Source organism: Oleiphilus sp. HI0067 (assembly GCF_001635735.1).
Window position 1 is genome coordinate 1 of record NZ_LWFI01001432.1, and the last position, 16,337, is coordinate 16,337.

Consider the following 16,337-nt stretch of genomic DNA (forward strand, 5'->3'; position numbering starts at 1 on the left):
ACCCGATACGGGTATCACTTTTCAATTAGGTTAACACCTTCGGAACGATCAATTCATTAATAATCATAGACTTATGAGACTTCCGTTTTTTCAAATTGCGCACACTCTTTAGCAAATGCGTATTGAATACGCATTTGCTAATTCATTACCCCTTTAAAATCAGAGCTTTATAAGAATAAGCAATGATACCCGCCCCTCGTGCGGTTATCACAGGCGACCTGTAGATATAATTTGAACCAACACAACTCGACCTCTCGAAGCAGGTGCGGTCAAAGCGTTAAGGTCTGCAATCTTCTTCGAAGCGGGCATCGTGAACTGCGAAGCACTAACAGCCGCTTCTGTCTATCTTGAGACTATGACCTTTCAAACTTTGTTAACAACGTTTTTTGTTCACGGACTCCAAGTCAGGGAATCAATGCTAGGTGAGCTAAGGCATATGGCCAAATTTGGTAACCTAGAAGACCATAAGAGGTAAAATTCAAGCAAAAATGGTGGGCCTTCCCAGACTTGAACTGGGGACCTACCGATTATGAGTCGGGTGCTCTAACCAACTGAGCTAAAGGCCCATTCTTGCTTTGCTCTTTCGAAAATGAGCGAAGGGGATCTCTTCATCTAAGAGAGCCTTAAATGAAGAAGGGGCGCATTATAATGCGCCCCTTTAAACTTTGCTAGACGATTATTCGTCTAAGAAGCTGCGTAAATGATCAGAGCGCGTTGGGTGGCGTAATTTACGCAACGCTTTGGCTTCTATCTGACGAATACGCTCACGCGTTACATCAAACTGCTTACCAACTTCTTCCAAAGTGTGGTCCGTATTCATTTCAATACCAAAACGCATACGAAGTACTTTCGCTTCACGTGCAGTCAAACCAGAAAGAACACTACGTGTTGCTTCTTTAAGACCTTCACCTGTTGCTGTATCCACTGGAGATTCAGCCATAGTATCTTCGATAAAATCACCAAGATGCGAATCTTCATCGTCACCGATTGGTGTTTCCATAGAGATTGGCTCTTTAGCGATCTTGAGTACTTTACGTACCTTCTCTTCCGGCATATCCATGCGTTCACCAAGCTCTTCAGGCGTTGGTTCACGGCCCATTTCTTGCAACATCTGACGAGAAATACGATTCAACTTGTTGATCGTTTCGATCATGTGCACTGGAATACGGATTGTACGCGCTTGGTCTGCAATAGAACGCGTAATCGCCTGACGAATCCACCAAGTTGCGTAAGTAGAAAACTTATAACCGCGACGATACTCAAACTTATCTACGGCTTTCATCAAACCAATGTTGCCTTCCTGAATCAGATCAAGGAACTGCAAACCACGGTTGGTGTATTTTTTCGCAATCGAGATAACAAGACGCAAGTTCGCCTCGACCATTTCTTTCTTGGCACGACGCGCCTTCGCTTCACCGATTGAAATACGACGGTTCACGTCTTTCAACTGCGCGACCGTCAATCCAACTTCTTCTGCAATAAATGCAATCTTACGTTGCGAACGTACGATTTCATCTTTGTACAAATCAAGTTTGGCAGAAGCGGCATGCTTCTCTTCGAGAAGTTCGTTCACCCAGTTTAAATTCGCTTCATTACCAGGGAAACGTTTAATGAACTCTTTGCGATCCATGCCGCACTCGCGAGAGCAAATCGACAAGACATTACGCTCATTCACACGAACCACATCGTTCGCTGAACGAACAGAAGCTACCAAGTAATCGAACTGTTTAGCATTCAGCTTAAGAGGTGCAAACAGCTCACCTAACTCGTTAAGCTCTTTGATTGTTTCTTTGCTTGCACGGCCATGCTTCTCTTCAGTACGAAGCGCTTTGTCTAACTGAACACGGATCGCTTCAAAACGCTCTCGCGCTTCTTCTGGATCTGGACCGTTATCTGTTTCTTCCTCTTCATCGTCCGAATCATCAGAATTTTCTTTCGCTTCGGTAGGATTTACAGGAACAGGAATATTCGCTTCCGCTTCTGGATCAAGATAGCCAGTTAATACATCTGTAAGACGACCTTCGTCTTCTACGATTTGATCATACAAAGCGACAATAGAAGCAACCGAACCGGGGAAATGCGCAAGTGATGCCATCACATCACGTAAGCCTTCTTCAATACGTTTCGCGATACGAATTTCGCCGTCACGCGTAAGAAGTTCTACAGTACCCATTTCACGCATGTACATGCGAACAGGGTCAGTGGTTCGTCCAGCTTCTGTTTCTACTGCTGCAAGTGCTGCGGCGGCTTCCGCGGCAGCTACTTCATCAGTAGAGTCGCCGTCGGACATAAGAAGAGAGTCGGAATCTGGCGCTGTTTCTACTACCTGAATCCCCATGTCATTGATCATGCGGATAATGTCTTCAACCTGATCCGGATCAGCAATATCTTCAGGTAAGTGGTCGTTTACTTCAGAGTAAGTCAAATACCCTTGCTCTTTACCGCGAGCAATCAGTACTTTTAAACGCGACTGTTGTGAATCTGTTGGCATGTTCACCCTATTGTCTGGTGGCCGATTAAAAAATAGTCGGCCATTATACGGAATAATTAATCACCCACAAAGGAAAAGTGCGATCATAAACACAGAAATCAAGCTTATTAACAATTAAAGACGCTCAGATATTCGAGTGGTTACTGCTTGAGCTTGGCTGCGCTCTTCGTCGGTTAGTTGATCGGGTGATGTTATAAGCTTAGCTGCTCGCAGCGCATCAACACGTTTTTTTTGTTCGATTGCGCGTTTTATTATGAAATCTAATTCTTCAATCGCGATATCAGGCTCTGGAATCGCTTCAATCCCCGAAAACAAATCAAAAAATCGCTCGCGATAACCTTGCTGATCAACGGCAAGTTGATACATCAAATCTTGCTGCGACATGATCTTAAACTTGGTTATGAACCCAACAAACATCGCCGCTGTTTCAGACTGGAAGGTAATGTCTAAATCATTGAGTGCCTGATGTCTTTCTGGAGCGAAGTATAGTCCTAAACAAATCGCGATATCTTTAGTACGAATTACACGAATCTCGGAGCTCTCACGTGTCACTTGACGCCCCGGCTCAGAAAACTTCTTACGCGGACTAGTTAGCTCTTTAAGACGGTCCCACAAGCCCGACTTTAATGCACTCTTAGGTAAATCATTTAAGATCTCTTGCACTCTGCTACGAAGAACGCCCCGATCTTCTGGCAAATCAAGATTTAAGCCCTGCGTGTGAACCTGAAAAAAGAACTCAGAAAGCGGTAAAGCTCGCTCGATACGTTTCTCAAAATTATCCGCACCCTCTTCGCGAATTAAGGTGTCAGGATCTTCTCCCTGAGGGAGAATTAAAAAGCTAAATTGCATGCCGTTTTCATACATCGGCAGCAAATTATCCATCGCCTTTTGAGCAGCTCTCATACCCGCAGCATCACCATCAAAACAGAAAATCAGTTTTTTGCAGCGACGTAATAGCTGACCTAAGTTTTCTGCGTTAGTCGCAGTTCCCAAAGTTGCTACAGCATAATCAATCCCGTGCTGAGCAAGAGAAACCACATCCATGTAACCCTCAACAACAAGAAGCTTTTCAATACTTCTAAGGGCTCTAGATGCTTCGAACAGCCCATAAATCTCGTTACTTTTGTGAAAAACACGAGACTCGGGAGAGTTGATGTACTTTGCTTTATCGTCGCCTAAGGTTCTTCCACCAAAACCAACAGTCTTGCCACGCATGTTCCGAATAGGAAACATCAAACGGTTCTGAAACAGATCAAAAGGTCGCTCATACTTTTGCGAGACCAATTTCATTTCAACGAGCTTAGCAAGCTGCCGGTCTCCCGCCTGACCTCCAACAAAATCTCGTTCAGCTGGCGCATAACCGATACCAAAACGCTCAATCACCTCATCACTTAAACCGCGCATTTTTATATAACGCTGTGCGACATCTTTACTGGTATGATTAGCGAGAGCTTCTCTATAACGCCTATCTACGGCATCTAAAGCTTCAAAATATGGCTTCGTTTCGTCATATGCTTGCTGCAGACGCTGGTCTCGCGGCACTTCAACACCCGCGATCTTGGCAAGTTCTTCTACTGCTTCAACAAAATTGAGATTGTCATACTCTCGCAAGAATGAGATCGCATCACCGCTCGCACCACAACCAAAGCAATGATAGAAATTCTTCTGCGCATTGACGTTAAAAGAGGGAGTATTTTCGTTATGGAATGGGCAGCAGGCTTTGTAGCTAGTTCCAGCTTTCTTTAGCTTGATTCTTGAAGAAACAACATCAACAAGCGGCACTCGCTCGCGCAGTTCTTCAATAAAGCTTTGAGGAATTTGACCTGCCATAGATTATTCCGCCGATAGAGAAACTTTAAGTAGAGGCACTTAAAAAATGTAGCGGTAGCAGATTAACTTGATAGACGTTTTTTTACTAGACCACTCACTGCGCCAACGTCTGCTCGACCTTGTAGCTGTGGTTTGAGAATAGCCATAACCTTACCCATGTCACGAACTGACTCTGCGCCAGATTCGCTAACAGCATCTTCGAGTAACGAATTAATTTCGTCTTCGGATAATGCTTTAGGAAGAAAGGTTTGAATCACTTCAATTTCCTTTGCTTCCACGTCGGCAAGGTCATCACGACCAGCATCTGTGTATTGCGTAAACGAGTCTTTTCGCTGCTTTAGCATTTTATCTAATACAGCTAAGCAACGTGCGTCATCCAATTCGATACGCTCGTCGACTTCTATACGCTTGAACTCAGCAAGGATAAGACGAATAGTTGCTAGGCGCTCTTTTTCTTTAGCGCGCATAGCGTCTTTCATTGCTGAGCTAATGCTGGCCTTCAGCCCATTTTGGGACATAAGCGTTTACTGATCTTAGTAAAGACGCTCGAAACGACGCTGTTCACGCTGAACTTTCTTAGCGTGACGCTTAACCGCTGCAGCTGCTTTACGCTTACGAACAGTTGTTGGCTTCTCGTAGTGCTCGCGACGACGAACTTCAGACAATACACCAGCTTTTTCGCAAGAGCGCTTAAAGCGACGAAGAGCGATATCAAATGGCTCGTTTTCTTTAACTTTTACAGAAGGCATTCAAATTACCATTAGTACGTTTAAAAATTCGTTCTAACTGCTTAAAACCACCGTTAAGAGGTTTTTAACGCAGTTTGTTTAGGGGCGCGAATTCTAATGTTATTTTTTAACCAAGTAAAGCCTTTTCATAAATGTGCTTAAAATTCAGCTATGGCTCACATTTTTGTAGGGCAGCCAACGTTTCGCATCCTCATTAAACTGCTCAATATGCTCTCGCTCCTCATCTAAGAATCGATCAATTGCGCCGCGAAATTCAGGGTGCTGTATATAGTGCAAAGAATGCGTCGTCACCGGCTCAAATCCGCGCAGTAATTTATGTTCACCTTGAGCTCCTGCATCAAAACGCTTCAAACCATGTTCAATACAGTACTCAATACCTGCGTAATAACACACTTCAAAATGCAGCAAAGGAATGCCTGTTAATGCTCCCCAATAACGCCCATATAGGCTCGATTCACCTTTAATAAACAGCGCGCTAGCGATCACTCTTTCGTCAGCGTCAAACGCAAACAAAAGCAAACAGTGTTCTGGCATTGAACGGAATAAGCGTTCAAAGAACACTCTATTCAAGTATGGCGCTTGACCTCTGACATGGTAAGTACTCTGATAACAGGCCACGAAGTCTTCAAACTGACCTTCACTCAGAGCGTTCGCCTCAATCCATTGGTAGTGAATACCTTGATCAGATAACTGGCGACGCTCTTTACGAATATTCTTCCGTTTGCGCGAACTTAAACAATCTAAGAAATCCTCAAAGTTTTGATAGCCTTTATTAAACCAATGGTATTGCACCCCCTTTCGATGCCCCCAAAGTTCTGAAGCATGTTCAGAGTGGTTCGCATCTGGAAACAATATGTGCGCAGAGCTAAAGTCATGATCAAGGCAGTGCTTTTCTATGGTTTGAGAATATAGAGACTCCAGCTCGGCCCATTTGATTGCGGTAGCGTCAAACAAAATACGTGCAGAGACAGAAGGCGTAAAAGGGATACTCGCCAGCAACTTCGGGTAATAGTTATAACCATGGCGCGCATAGGCATCTGCCCATGCCCAATCAAACACATACTCCCCGTAGGAATGACGCTTTTTATAGACCGGGGAAAATGCAAGCAAACGGCCACCTTTCGTCCACACCGAAAAATGATAAGGCTCCCAGCCAGTTTTCGCGCACACACACTCAGACAATTCCAATGCCTTTAAAAAGGCATAGCGCATAAAAGGCTGATCAGGATCAGATAAGCTATCAAACTCTTGTTCGTTAATATCACTCAATTGAGTTGGGAATTTAATCCGTATATCCATGTCGTCTTTTACGCCACTTACTGTTTAGATTTGCACACTTTTGATAAGCTCCACGCCCATTCAATATGGAGACATCAAAACATGACAGAACAAGAGTTTTTAGCACAATTGCGCCAATCACCTGAGTCCATTGACTTTAAAACAAGTATTGCGGTGATTGAAGAAAATTACGCATTCACACCTATTGCATTTAAGGTAGGAAACCAAGAAAACAAGCTAGGCGAAAATCAGGGCTCTTGTAAGTTATTGGCATACGCGCAACGCCAGAATCTGGATGCACAGCTCGCGCTGCATTTGTTTGGAGACTTCTACAGAAAAGACGTGCTCGAAAACCCAGAAGGGACTGATCACCAAAATATTCGAAACTTTATCGAATTTGGCTGGGAAGGCGTAGCGTTCGAAGGCGAAAGCTTAAGCGCCGCTTAAGACGCTTTTTTGATAATAGGGCGAGTACAGTTTCGCCCTTCTTCTTTTGCTTCGTACAAACTGATATCTGCCGCTTTAAGAAGCCCAGAAAAGCCTGACGAGAACTTAGTTGAAGCTAAACCACAGCTAATCGAAACCTTCACGCGACGCGAAGAATACATAAATCGCTCTTGCTCAATAGATTCACGAATCCGTTCGATCAATTGATACGCTTGTTCAATACTCGTATTCGGCAGTAAAACAATAAACTCTTCTCCGCCCCACCGCGCGACGCTATCACTTCCTCGAACTGTGGCTTGCAATTTTTCTGCTAGCTGCACCAGTACTTGATCGCCAACATCATGGCCAAAGCGATCGTTTATCTTTTTGAAGTAATCAACGTCACAGATAACGATACTAAATTCCTGCCCTTCTCGTTGAGAACGAATCAGTTCGCTATCGATACGTTCAGAAACGCCACGACGATTCAGCAATCCTGTCAGTTCGTCTGTTCTCGCTAGATCCTCTAAAGCTTTACTCACCTTCGAATGCGCTAAAGCAGCTGACACTCTAGCCCTCTCCATGGTGTACGCCATGATCGTGACAAACATCATTGAGCCAATGAAACGCATCTTCGTATTACTGTTGTATACCAACTCTAGGCCGAACATACCTGGCAGAAATAGGATAAACACCGATGCTGTTAAAATAGCGGCAAGCACTAATGTCCCAACATGCATCCCCATAATTGAGAACACGAGAAGTGGATAGGCATAGAGCCAGTAGATACCGGTTCCGCCTTCTCCACCAGAGATAAGTAGATAGAAATAAAAAAAGGTATAGGATGTTGCTAGAAAATTACGATGAAAGCGCCAGCGTCCAAAGAACTTATAGGCAAAGAAACTAGAAAGCACTAAACCCGAAAAACCAATAAGACTTAAGCCGTATGTTTCGTGCCCTGTTAAATATGATTTCGTGCCGAAAATCATTAACAGCGGAACAGTTAAATAGCAAAGCAAATCTACGACCAGTTTGGCCGACACTAAACCGCTATGTTCCTGCTTTGTCATAGGCAAGGCACTTATCATTCAATACATCCTGAATACATTTGAAAGCATCGCTCTGCAAGTTGGTATTTTTGCTCGAGGTTTTGCTCATTAACTTATTGAGTATGTCAGCGTACTGAATCTTCTCAATGCGAGTTTTGTTAACGCAATGCAAATTCTTATAAAATTAATGTTGCTAATTTCGGTCTTCTAACTCTTCGATCTGTTCTTGTAGATCAAACCATTGCAGTTCAATTTCTTCTACTTCAGTGCTTAGATCGCCACGCTTTTCAAGCAAGGCTTTTAATCGCTGCTTGTTTTCATCATCGTAAATAGAAGGAGATGCCAACTCATTCTCAATGGCCGACAACTCACTTTGTAGCGTTTCTAAGCTTGCATCTAGTTTGGCCAACTGTTTCTTCAAGGGACTTAACTTTTTGCGCGCTTCGGCTTCTTGGCGCTTTCGCTCTTTACGCTGTTCACTGGTCTCACCAGCAGATTCACTAAGCGTATTCGACTCAGAATTATCGGGCTCTTGAAGCTGTCGATGAAATCCCTCTAACCAACGCTCATAGTCTTGCAAATCGCCTTCAAAGGTATCGACTTTACCTTCAGCGACCAACCAATAATCATCGACTGTATTCTTTAACAAATGACGATCGTGAGACACCACCACGATGGCGCCCGAGAACTCTTGTAGTGCCAGCGTTAAAGCGTGGCGCATCTCTAAATCCAAATGGTTAGTTGGCTCATCTAAAAGCAGTAGATTAGGTTTTTGCCAGGCAATGATTGCAAGCGCCAATCGCGCCTTTTCTCCGCCGGAGAATTTCTCAATAGTGCCGGTCGCATCATCACCTCGAAAATTAAAGCCTCCTAAAAAATTACGAATGCTTTGTTCCGTTGCCGATGGCGTGAGTCTTTGTAGATGCAAAATTGGACTCGCATTCATATCAAGCGCTTCCAGCTGATGCTGAGCAAAGTAACCAATGTGTAAATGCTCTCCGTGCGTTCGCTCGCCTCGTAACAAGGTTTGTTGATCAACCAATGATTTAATTAGAGTCGACTTACCTGCCCCGTTTGGCCCTAACAGACCAATGCGTTGGCCCGGCAATATTGCACATGAGAAGTCATGGATAATGCTTGTATCCTGATAGCCCAGATCTACATGAGACAAATTCAACAAAGGGCTAGACGTTTTATCTGATTCAGGAAAGCTAAAACTAAATGGTGAATCAACGTGTGCAGGCGCGATGAGTTCCATTCGTTCAAGCTCTTTCAAACGACTTTGGGCTTGCTTGGCTTTTGTCGCTTTAGCTCTAAAGCGACTTACAAATGACTGAATCTCAGAAATACGCTGCTGTTGCTTGGCATATTGTGACTGCTGTAGCGCTAGCTTCTCGGCTCTTAGTCGCTCGAAGTCTGAATAAGTACCGGTATATTGATGTAACTGACGATGCTCAAAGTGCAAGATACTCGTTGCTACTGCATCGATGAAATCCCTATCGTGCGAGATAAATAGAAGTGTGCCTTGATAGCGCTTCAGCCATTGCTCGAGCCAAAGCATGGCGTCAAGATCCAAGTGGTTAGTTGGTTCATCTAACAACAGTAAATCGGATGGGCACATTAGTGCTTGTGCCAAATTCAGTCGAATACGCCAACCACCAGAGAAGCTTGCAACGGGCGAATATAACTCGCTTTCTGAAAATCCTAATCCGTGTAAGAGTTTTTTGGCATCAACGGGTATTTGATAGGCATTGATCGATTCGAGTTCACCATGGATGTTAGCAATAACATGATTGTCTTCTTGCTCTTGCGCGAGCTCCAGGCGTTCTTGCAAGCGGCGAAAAACATGGTGTCCATCCATGACATAGTCAAGCGCCGAACGCTCGGAACTTTCGACTTCTTGCGCCATATGCGCAATGCGACAATTACCGGGTAAATGGTAAGCACCTGCATCCGTCGACAATTCACCCAACAGAAGTTTGAATAAACTCGTTTTACCCGCGCCATTCGCCCCAACAATCGCAACGCGTTGTCCATCCGCTATGTTGGCGTCTGCGTTTTCAAGCAGCGGCTCAGGGCCTCGACGCAGTGTCATTTCAGTAATCTTAAGCATGAATCATCACTTCAGGTAGAACTCGCCGCGCAAGGTAGCGGATAATAGCGCGTACATCAACGCATTGACGCTCTAGATTATGAACAAAGATAATAATGCTGAACACTTCTGGCAGTTTTCAATAATGCTTTGGAAGCAAGAAGACATTAAGAACATACTAATGCACGCTCAAGATCATAAGGATCTGGATATCAATTTATGTCTGTTTGCACTTTGGTCATCAAAACAGAAAAAAAGATTGGGATCTCAAGCAGAGCAAATTCTTAAAATTCAACAAGATTACTATTTCGATTTAATTAAGCCTACGCGGCAGCTCCGTCAACGGGCTAATCACTATGGCAACTCATCTTTAAAACAGCACTATCTCGATGCGGAGCTTGCAGCAGAAAAAGCCTACCAAGGCCAGTTATGTCAGCTCAGATTAGAGATTGCGCCAGAATCCGAAGAATTAACAGCTACACTTAAGGAGAATTTGAGACTAGGTAGCCGCGTTAACTGGTCAGAGCCTTCTTTGAAAAAGATGTTGGAGACTATTCTGTGAAATGGGTGTATCGCTTGTTTTCTGTCATTATTTTAGTGGGTGCACTAAGTTTACCGTTTTATGCAGACTATCAAGCCGGTGGTGACTTTCTCAATATTAAAGAAATGCCAGACAAACTAATAAGCGCCATTACACCTAGCTCTGGTGGCATCTACACAGATGAACCTAAAGAGTCTCAGGTGAACAATGCTTCCGAGACAAAGAGCTCTCTAGAATATTATCGTTGGCAAGACGAACATGGGCAGTGGCATTTCAGTGATGAAAAACCATCCAATCAAAAGAATGTACAAAGTGCGCAACTGAAACCCGAAGCACTCCAAACGATCTCAGGTATGGATCCAAGTCTGATCAATAAAACCTATCAAAACGACTCTTCAAACCTTAATACATCCCCCACCTTATCTACGTCTGAAAGTATGACGCAACCAACACTCGAAAATATGACTGAAGTAATGCAGAATGCGCGCGACGCAGCGCAGCTCATGAACGAACGTAATCGAGCATTGCATCAGCTCGTCACCGATTAATTACATCAGGGTTCGGAACGTGGCGTATAGAGTTAAAGAGATGTTTTATAGTTTACAGGGTGAAGGCGCACGCGCAGGACGTGCTGCAGTGTTCTGTCGCTTCAGTAAATGTAATCTCTGGAATGGACGAGAAGATTCAAGAGCCGATGCCATCTGCGATTTTTGCGATACGGACATTGTTGGTACTGATGGCCAAAATGGTGGCACATTCGCTAATGAAGAAGAGTTGAGTAAGGCCATTTACGAGATGTGGCCAAGCGCAGATCAGAACGGCCGCTCAGAGCCCTACGTGATTTTTACGGGTGGAGAGCCTCTATTACAATTAGATAAAGCCTTGATTGATAAAATGCATTCACTTGGCTTTGAGGTTGCGATCGAAACAAACGGTACCTTAGAAGCGCCAGAAGGCATTGATTGGATTTGCATTAGCCCTAAAGCAGACGCAACACTAAAATTGACTCGAGCGAATGAACTAAAACTGGTATTCCCTCAGGAACTTGCCAAACCTGAACAGTTTGAAGCGTTTGATTGCGAGTATTTTTTCTTATCGCCTAAAGCAAATCCACTCGAACAAAGCAAGCAGGACTCAGTAAAGCAGTTTAACACTCAGCTCGCGCTAGATTATTGTCTCGCAAACCCTCAGTGGCGACTGACGCTGCAAACCCACAAAATTCTGAATATTGATTAAAACGAAGAGCCCGGCTGAGTTAAGAATTCAACCTCTTGCTCGGTAGAGTCGCGACCTAAAAGAGCATTTCGATGAGGGTATCGCCCAAAGCGCTCAATAATACGAAAATGACGTTTCTCAAAGTCTAAATTGTTTTCTAAACCTTCTTGATCAAATACCTGCAAAGCCAGTTCATGATCGGTTTTTTCTTCACTATGCATCAAAGGCATATAGATAAACGCTCGCTGCGTCACGCTCAACTCTTTATCGCAACCTAGATTAATTGCTTCTTTAGAAAGTGTTACCGCCAAGGTATCACGAGAAAAACTATCTGCCTCATCGCGATAAATGTTACGGGTAAATTGATCAAGAATAATGATTTCAGCTAGACGCCCTTCTGCTGAATCACGCCAATGGGCAAGCTCGCCGTTTTTAGCCTCAATATTTAACTGACCGAAGCGTTTGTCGATATCCTCATCGAGCTTAGCGTCTTTGATCCAATGATGATTTGGCTCCAACTCTTCAAACCAAAAGTGCAGTACGTTTTCAATATTCTTATCCATAACAAACTCCCATCCTTCGGCGCTTTAAACTGTTACATACTTTCTTGTCGGCATTCCTCCCAACACGGGCAAGCTTGAAGGTGATCATTGACCATGCCAACGGCTTGCATGAAAGCGTAGCAGATAGTCGGACCAACAAAGGTAAAACCTCTTTTTTTAAGCGCTTTTGACATAGCCTTTGATTCTTCTGTTTCAGCAGGCACCTCATCAAGACTATTAAATGTATTTTGTATTGGCGCACCACCCACAAATGCCCACAAGAATTCACTAAAACTTTGCTCTTCTTTTTCAAACTCTAGAAAGCCTTTAGCATTCTTGATGATCGACTCGACCTTCAGTTTGTTCCGAATGATTCCTGGATCATTAAGTAATGCATCACGTTTAGCTTGGTCATATTGGATAATCTTTTTCGCATCGAACCCATCATAGGCGGCTTCGTATGTCGCTTGCTTTTTCAGAATCGTTATCCAACTTAGTCCTGCTTGCTGGCCATCTAAACAAAGCTTTTCAAACAAAGTTTGATCATCGTAAACTGGCCGTCCCCAGACGGTATCATGGTAGTGCTGGTAGATTGGGTCGTCTCCACACCAGCCACATCGCTGCATTGTCTTGTGATCCTTTTTTGCCATGGTCAAACTCCACTTGTTATTGTAAATACTGTTTCAAAGAGCGAATAAAATTATGAGTCATTTTTTTGCATATATCAGCCGTCTTCGCTGGATCCAGCGTTGGAGTCTAATGCGCAATGCCATTCCCGAAGATGTTGCAACCCATTCTTGGGAAGTTGGCACACTGGCGCATGTCTTAGGCGTGATACATAACAACCAAAATCCTAACAATAAGATTGATGCTCATAAATTAGCGACTTGTGGTCTGTATCACGATGCCACTGAGGTCATCACGGGGGATATGCCAACACCGGTCAAATATCACAGTAAGGCCATGCGAAATGCATACAAAGGCGTGGAGCAACGCGCCGAAAAAGAACTGCTCAATCTATTACCCACAGAAATGCATGAAGCATTTAAAGGTGTATTAATAGAGCATGAATTACCCGAGGTATATCAACGTTTATTGAAAGCGGCCGATAGATTATCTGCCCTCTTAAAATGCCAAGCAGAATTGCGTGCTGGAAATAAAGAGTTTGAGCATGCAGCACAAGAAATACTCAAACGTTTGAACGAGGAACAACAGCCAGAAGTACTCTACTTCCTCGAAAACTTTGCACCGGCATATGCATTAAGTCTCGATCATTTACTGAAATAAAATTCTTTGAATATCAGCATTATTTAATTGCCCCTAGACATGGCGACATTTCCGGTCGTTTTAGGCGATATATTTACTCCTGTCGATAGGCAATACCGCCATCAATCATCAGGAGAAAAATTATGTTCCGTGTTAATGCATTTACTCAGAAAGGCACTAAATTCCGTTTCCGCGTCCAAGCTGACAACATTCACAGCGTGAGAGAAACCATCAATGAAATCTTCGAAGGGAAAGCCATGCGTTTAGTATTGGTCGAGCCAATCTCTTAAGCTGGTATGTTATGTATAGTGTTGTTGCATGGCGCTGAGGTAATCCGACAGCTCATTTCGTATGACCTGTGGAGCAGTAACCTTTGCCTGAGCGCCTAACGCTAGCAGCCAATTCCTCAATTGCACGGTGTGTTTTACCCTAGCGGATAAACGCCAATGCCCATCAGATATCTCGTTAAGACTTTGCGTTTCATTTAGAGGACTGTCTTGCAGATCACGCAACAAATGACTGCCTCTTTGCATGTAGAGATCTACCTCTAAGTCATAGCTATTTGCGTCACGATCTACAAGAACATCAGTATTTCCTGCATCCAGATATTCTTTGAGTTTAAAGTCTTCTGGAACTGCATTTGAAAATCGCGAAACCTCTAAATCTTCAATACGGTGAATCAAAAAGGTTCGAAACTCTTCTAAATTTCCATCGCGCGCATCATCATCTTTGACACCAACAAGATAGAGTTTGGGAAGCATGATCGTCACACCAAAAGGATGAACATCATATTCTTTTCGACCATTAGAGGTTTGATATGCAAACTTAACGCGCCGGCCATTTAAAATTGCCTGATAAATATTATCGAGCGTGTGCATATCGAAATCAGGTGTACGTAGGCTTTGACCACGCTGATAAAACTCAACAGCGTTACTCAAGCGAGTGTACTGTTTGTCATTCAGCTTTCTCTCGCTTTGTTTCATTTTATGCTCAGCATTAAAAAATAGCTGAGCAAGATCATTCTGAATTGCGCTAGGTAATACCTGATTCAAGTGTTTACGCGTCAGAGTTAGCGCGAGCGCCATAAACGATGGCATTTTTTCGAACTCGTAACTCACATCGTGATAGGGACTGACTTCCCAGAGTAATGTTTTACGTTGGCCTCGAATCGAGCGGAGATCAAAGTGATTGAAATAGCTATCATCTTCTTCGTCGTATTCGCCCAACAAAAATTTTAAATCTCTCTGAATTAAGCGCATCAAACTTTTCTCATCGCGCTCCTCTTCACCCACATACTCTCCATCGATCAAATGTTGAATAATTTGATCCGTACCCGCAGGTTCAAGATTGGCAGCATTACGCTGTTGGAGGTAACGTAAAATCTCCAAGCGTCGAAGAAAGGTTTCCATACTTAAATCTTATTACTCGTTTATTATTTTGATGATCTTGAGACAACTAAGAAGTGCGCTTCCCAGAACGTTCTTCTTTCTCTTTCTTAGCGAGCTCTTCTTGCTCACGTTTTGCCTCAAGCATGGCCCGAAATTCAGCCATTTCGGCTTCCATCATTTCTGGCGTCTCCAAAGTGACGCGTCCTAGTTTGCCGCTCCGTAAGTCTTGTAAAAAAATCGTTGCTGCTTGGTGAACATCAACCATACCACCACTTTTTAGACAACCACGTTTTTTACCGATAAGTTCAAGCAATTCATACTCGTCACTTCCAAACTCACTTAAACCATAGCGATCTTTTAAAGCATTTGGATAAAGCACTCTGAACTCTTTTAAACATTCCCATGCAACATCTTCATATTCCATCGCTGTATCTTTTACGGCGCCGGTGCTCGCCAAACGATATCCACACGTTGCGGGTTCAAGCTTTGGCCATAAAATACCGGGGGTATCGGAAAGGGTAATGCCATTATCGAGCTTAATTTTTTGCTGTCTTTTCGTCACAGCAGGTTCGTTACCGACCTTAGCGATTGTTTTTCCAGCCAAGCTATTGATCAAGGTCGACTTCCCTACATTCGGGATACCCATGATCATCGCACTAATACCTTTATCGCTATCGACTTTATGAGGAGCGAGTTTGCGACAAAGGTTTGCGATCATCTTAATTTTGCCGTCAGCGGTGGCACTCAATGCCAAACTTTTTACCGCATTATCTTTTTCTAAATGCGCTTGCCAAGCTTCGGTGACTTTTGGGTCGGCAAGATCAGCCTTATTAAGAAGCTTAATCACTGGCTTCTCACCGCGCAGATTTCCAACCAAAGGGTTTGATGAACTAAACGGAATACGCGCATCAAGTAACTCAATGACGACATCAACGTCAGACATTACTTTTTTGATTTCCTTACGGGCTTTGTGCATATGGCCCGGGAACCAATTAATTGCCATTAGGCTGCCTTCTTATTAATCGTAAACAGGTTGTTTGAGAATATAGAGTGTGGTGCACACACCACAGACCGCGATGATAATACATACCCACCATATTGCCGCTATAAACATCGAGACAATCATGCTGATCCACATAATTGTTAGGATGCGCATGCGCAATTTTCTTTGAAAACCTTTTCCACTATGCCACGCATCAATTTGAGGCCCTAACTGGGGATGACTCAATAATGCATCATGAAAGCGTTCTGATGAACGCGCAAAACACCAAGCAGCAATAAGTAAAAATACAACGCCAGGCATCATTGGAACAAACAAGCCTATTATGCCTAAACCAACACAGATAAAGCCGACAGAAATTAAGGCCCATCGCACTATTATATTTTTCCGAACTTTATCCATTACTACAAACTACAATCATGTTGCTTCTCTTGAATCACAATAGTACCAAATACTCATCGTAGCGATAC

General features: G+C 43.5%; 18 protein-coding genes and 1 tRNA gene. 6 read left to right on the forward strand and 13 right to left on the reverse strand.

What is annotated here, in order from left to right; translation table 11 throughout:
* Window positions 1–489: 489 nt before the first annotated feature.
* The 6 genes from A3739_RS23235 to A3739_RS23260 form a co-directional block, all read right to left on the reverse strand.
* Window positions 490–566, reverse strand: a tRNA-Ile gene (locus A3739_RS23235).
* A gap of 110 nt (window positions 567–676) precedes the next feature.
* On the reverse strand, window positions 677–2,491 hold the full coding sequence (rpoD, locus tag A3739_RS23240) for an RNA polymerase sigma factor RpoD (RefSeq protein WP_068474067.1): 1,815 nt from the start codon (window positions 2,489–2,491) through the stop codon (window positions 677–679).
* A 114-nt stretch (window positions 2,492–2,605) separates the two neighbouring features.
* The gene (gene dnaG / locus A3739_RS23245) at window positions 2,606–4,321 is read right to left on the reverse strand and encodes a DNA primase (protein ID WP_068474065.1); all 1,716 of its coding nucleotides are present in this window, start codon (window positions 4,319–4,321) and stop codon (window positions 2,606–2,608) included.
* 62 nt (window positions 4,322–4,383) lie between these two features.
* Complete coding sequence (locus tag A3739_RS23250) at window positions 4,384–4,839, reverse strand: GatB/YqeY domain-containing protein (RefSeq protein ID WP_068474061.1); 456 nt, start codon at window positions 4,837–4,839, stop codon at window positions 4,384–4,386.
* 15 nt (window positions 4,840–4,854) lie between these two features.
* Complete coding sequence (gene rpsU, locus A3739_RS23255) at window positions 4,855–5,070, reverse strand: 30S ribosomal protein S21 (protein ID WP_068451124.1); 216 nt, start codon at window positions 5,068–5,070, stop codon at window positions 4,855–4,857.
* A gap of 144 nt (window positions 5,071–5,214) precedes the next feature.
* Window positions 5,215–6,369: a GNAT family N-acetyltransferase gene (locus A3739_RS23260; protein WP_068474058.1), complete on the reverse strand. Its 1,155-nt coding sequence runs from the start codon at window positions 6,367–6,369 to the stop codon at window positions 5,215–5,217.
* Between the two features lie 81 nt (window positions 6,370–6,450).
* Here A3739_RS23260 and A3739_RS23265 point away from each other — a divergent pair, with 81 nt between their 5' ends.
* A complete protein-coding gene (locus A3739_RS23265) occupies window positions 6,451–6,795 on the forward strand; it encodes a HopJ type III effector protein (RefSeq protein WP_068474055.1) in 345 nt (114 codons plus the stop codon).
* On the opposite strand, the gene A3739_RS23270 is transcribed toward A3739_RS23265, so the two are convergent.
* Together A3739_RS23270 and A3739_RS23275 are read right to left on the reverse strand one after the other, a co-directional pair.
* A complete protein-coding gene (locus tag A3739_RS23270; RefSeq protein ID WP_068503016.1) occupies window positions 6,792–7,844 on the reverse strand; it encodes a GGDEF domain-containing protein in 1,053 nt (350 codons plus the stop codon). The two genes, A3739_RS23265 and A3739_RS23270, sit on opposite strands and share 4 nt — an antisense overlap.
* 172 nt (window positions 7,845–8,016) lie before the next feature.
* Window positions 8,017–9,936, reverse strand: coding sequence for an ATP-binding cassette domain-containing protein (locus tag A3739_RS23275; RefSeq protein WP_082878568.1), 1,920 nt, complete (start codon window positions 9,934–9,936; stop codon window positions 8,017–8,019).
* Window positions 9,937–10,015: 79 nt separating this feature from the next.
* Between A3739_RS23275 and A3739_RS23280 the strand changes: the two genes are divergently transcribed.
* From A3739_RS23280 to queE, 3 genes are read left to right on the forward strand one after another with little or no spacing between them, the layout of a single operon-like run.
* The gene (locus A3739_RS23280; protein ID WP_068483426.1) at window positions 10,016–10,477 is read left to right on the forward strand and encodes a DUF2390 domain-containing protein; all 462 of its coding nucleotides are present in this window, start codon (window positions 10,016–10,018) and stop codon (window positions 10,475–10,477) included.
* Entirely contained in the window at window positions 10,474–11,004 is a 531-nt protein-coding gene (locus tag A3739_RS23285; RefSeq protein ID WP_068474608.1) for a DUF4124 domain-containing protein, read from the forward strand. Before A3739_RS23280 ends, A3739_RS23285 begins: the two co-directional genes overlap by 4 nt.
* 40 nt (window positions 11,005–11,044) lie before the next feature.
* On the forward strand, window positions 11,045–11,692 hold the full coding sequence (gene queE, locus A3739_RS23290) for a 7-carboxy-7-deazaguanine synthase (protein WP_068483430.1): 648 nt from the start codon (window positions 11,045–11,047) through the stop codon (window positions 11,690–11,692).
* Here queE and A3739_RS23295 read toward each other — a convergent pair.
* Window positions 11,689–12,234 (reverse strand): DUF924 family protein, encoded by a 546-nt coding sequence (locus tag A3739_RS23295; RefSeq protein ID WP_068483433.1) that lies wholly within the window; start codon window positions 12,232–12,234, stop codon window positions 11,689–11,691. The two genes, queE and A3739_RS23295, sit on opposite strands and share 4 nt — an antisense overlap.
* Before the next feature lie 32 nt (window positions 12,235–12,266).
* On the reverse strand, window positions 12,267–12,863 hold the full coding sequence (locus A3739_RS23300; RefSeq protein WP_068483436.1) for a DNA-3-methyladenine glycosylase I: 597 nt from the start codon (window positions 12,861–12,863) through the stop codon (window positions 12,267–12,269).
* A 52-nt stretch (window positions 12,864–12,915) separates the two neighbouring features.
* Here A3739_RS23300 and yfbR point away from each other — a divergent pair, with 52 nt between their 5' ends.
* Together yfbR and A3739_RS28955 are read left to right on the forward strand one after the other, a co-directional pair.
* Entirely contained in the window at window positions 12,916–13,500 is a 585-nt protein-coding gene (yfbR, locus tag A3739_RS23305) for a 5'-deoxynucleotidase (protein ID WP_068480578.1), read from the forward strand.
* Between the two features lie 122 nt (window positions 13,501–13,622).
* Window positions 13,623–13,769, forward strand: coding sequence for a hypothetical protein (locus A3739_RS28955; protein ID WP_156493583.1), 147 nt, complete (start codon window positions 13,623–13,625; stop codon window positions 13,767–13,769).
* 9 nt (window positions 13,770–13,778) lie between these two features.
* Here the strand turns inward: A3739_RS28955 and A3739_RS23310 are convergent, their stop codons facing one another.
* Genes A3739_RS23310 through A3739_RS23320 form a run of 3 tightly spaced genes read right to left on the reverse strand, consistent with a single transcriptional unit; the run spans window position 13,779 to window position 16,242 of the window.
* Window positions 13,779–14,888 (reverse strand): YafY family protein, encoded by a 1,110-nt coding sequence (locus A3739_RS23310; RefSeq protein WP_068483439.1) that lies wholly within the window; start codon window positions 14,886–14,888, stop codon window positions 13,779–13,781.
* Window positions 14,889–14,934: 46 nt separating this feature from the next.
* Window positions 14,935–15,870 carry a ribosome biogenesis GTPase YlqF gene (gene ylqF, locus A3739_RS23315; protein WP_068483442.1) on the reverse strand — a complete coding sequence of 312 codons (936 nt, stop codon included), beginning with the start codon at window positions 15,868–15,870 and terminating at the stop codon, window positions 14,935–14,937.
* 15 nt (window positions 15,871–15,885) lie between these two features.
* Entirely contained in the window at window positions 15,886–16,242 is a 357-nt protein-coding gene (locus A3739_RS23320) for a YbaN family protein (protein ID WP_197469386.1), read from the reverse strand.
* Window positions 16,243–16,337: the final 95 nt, after the last annotated feature.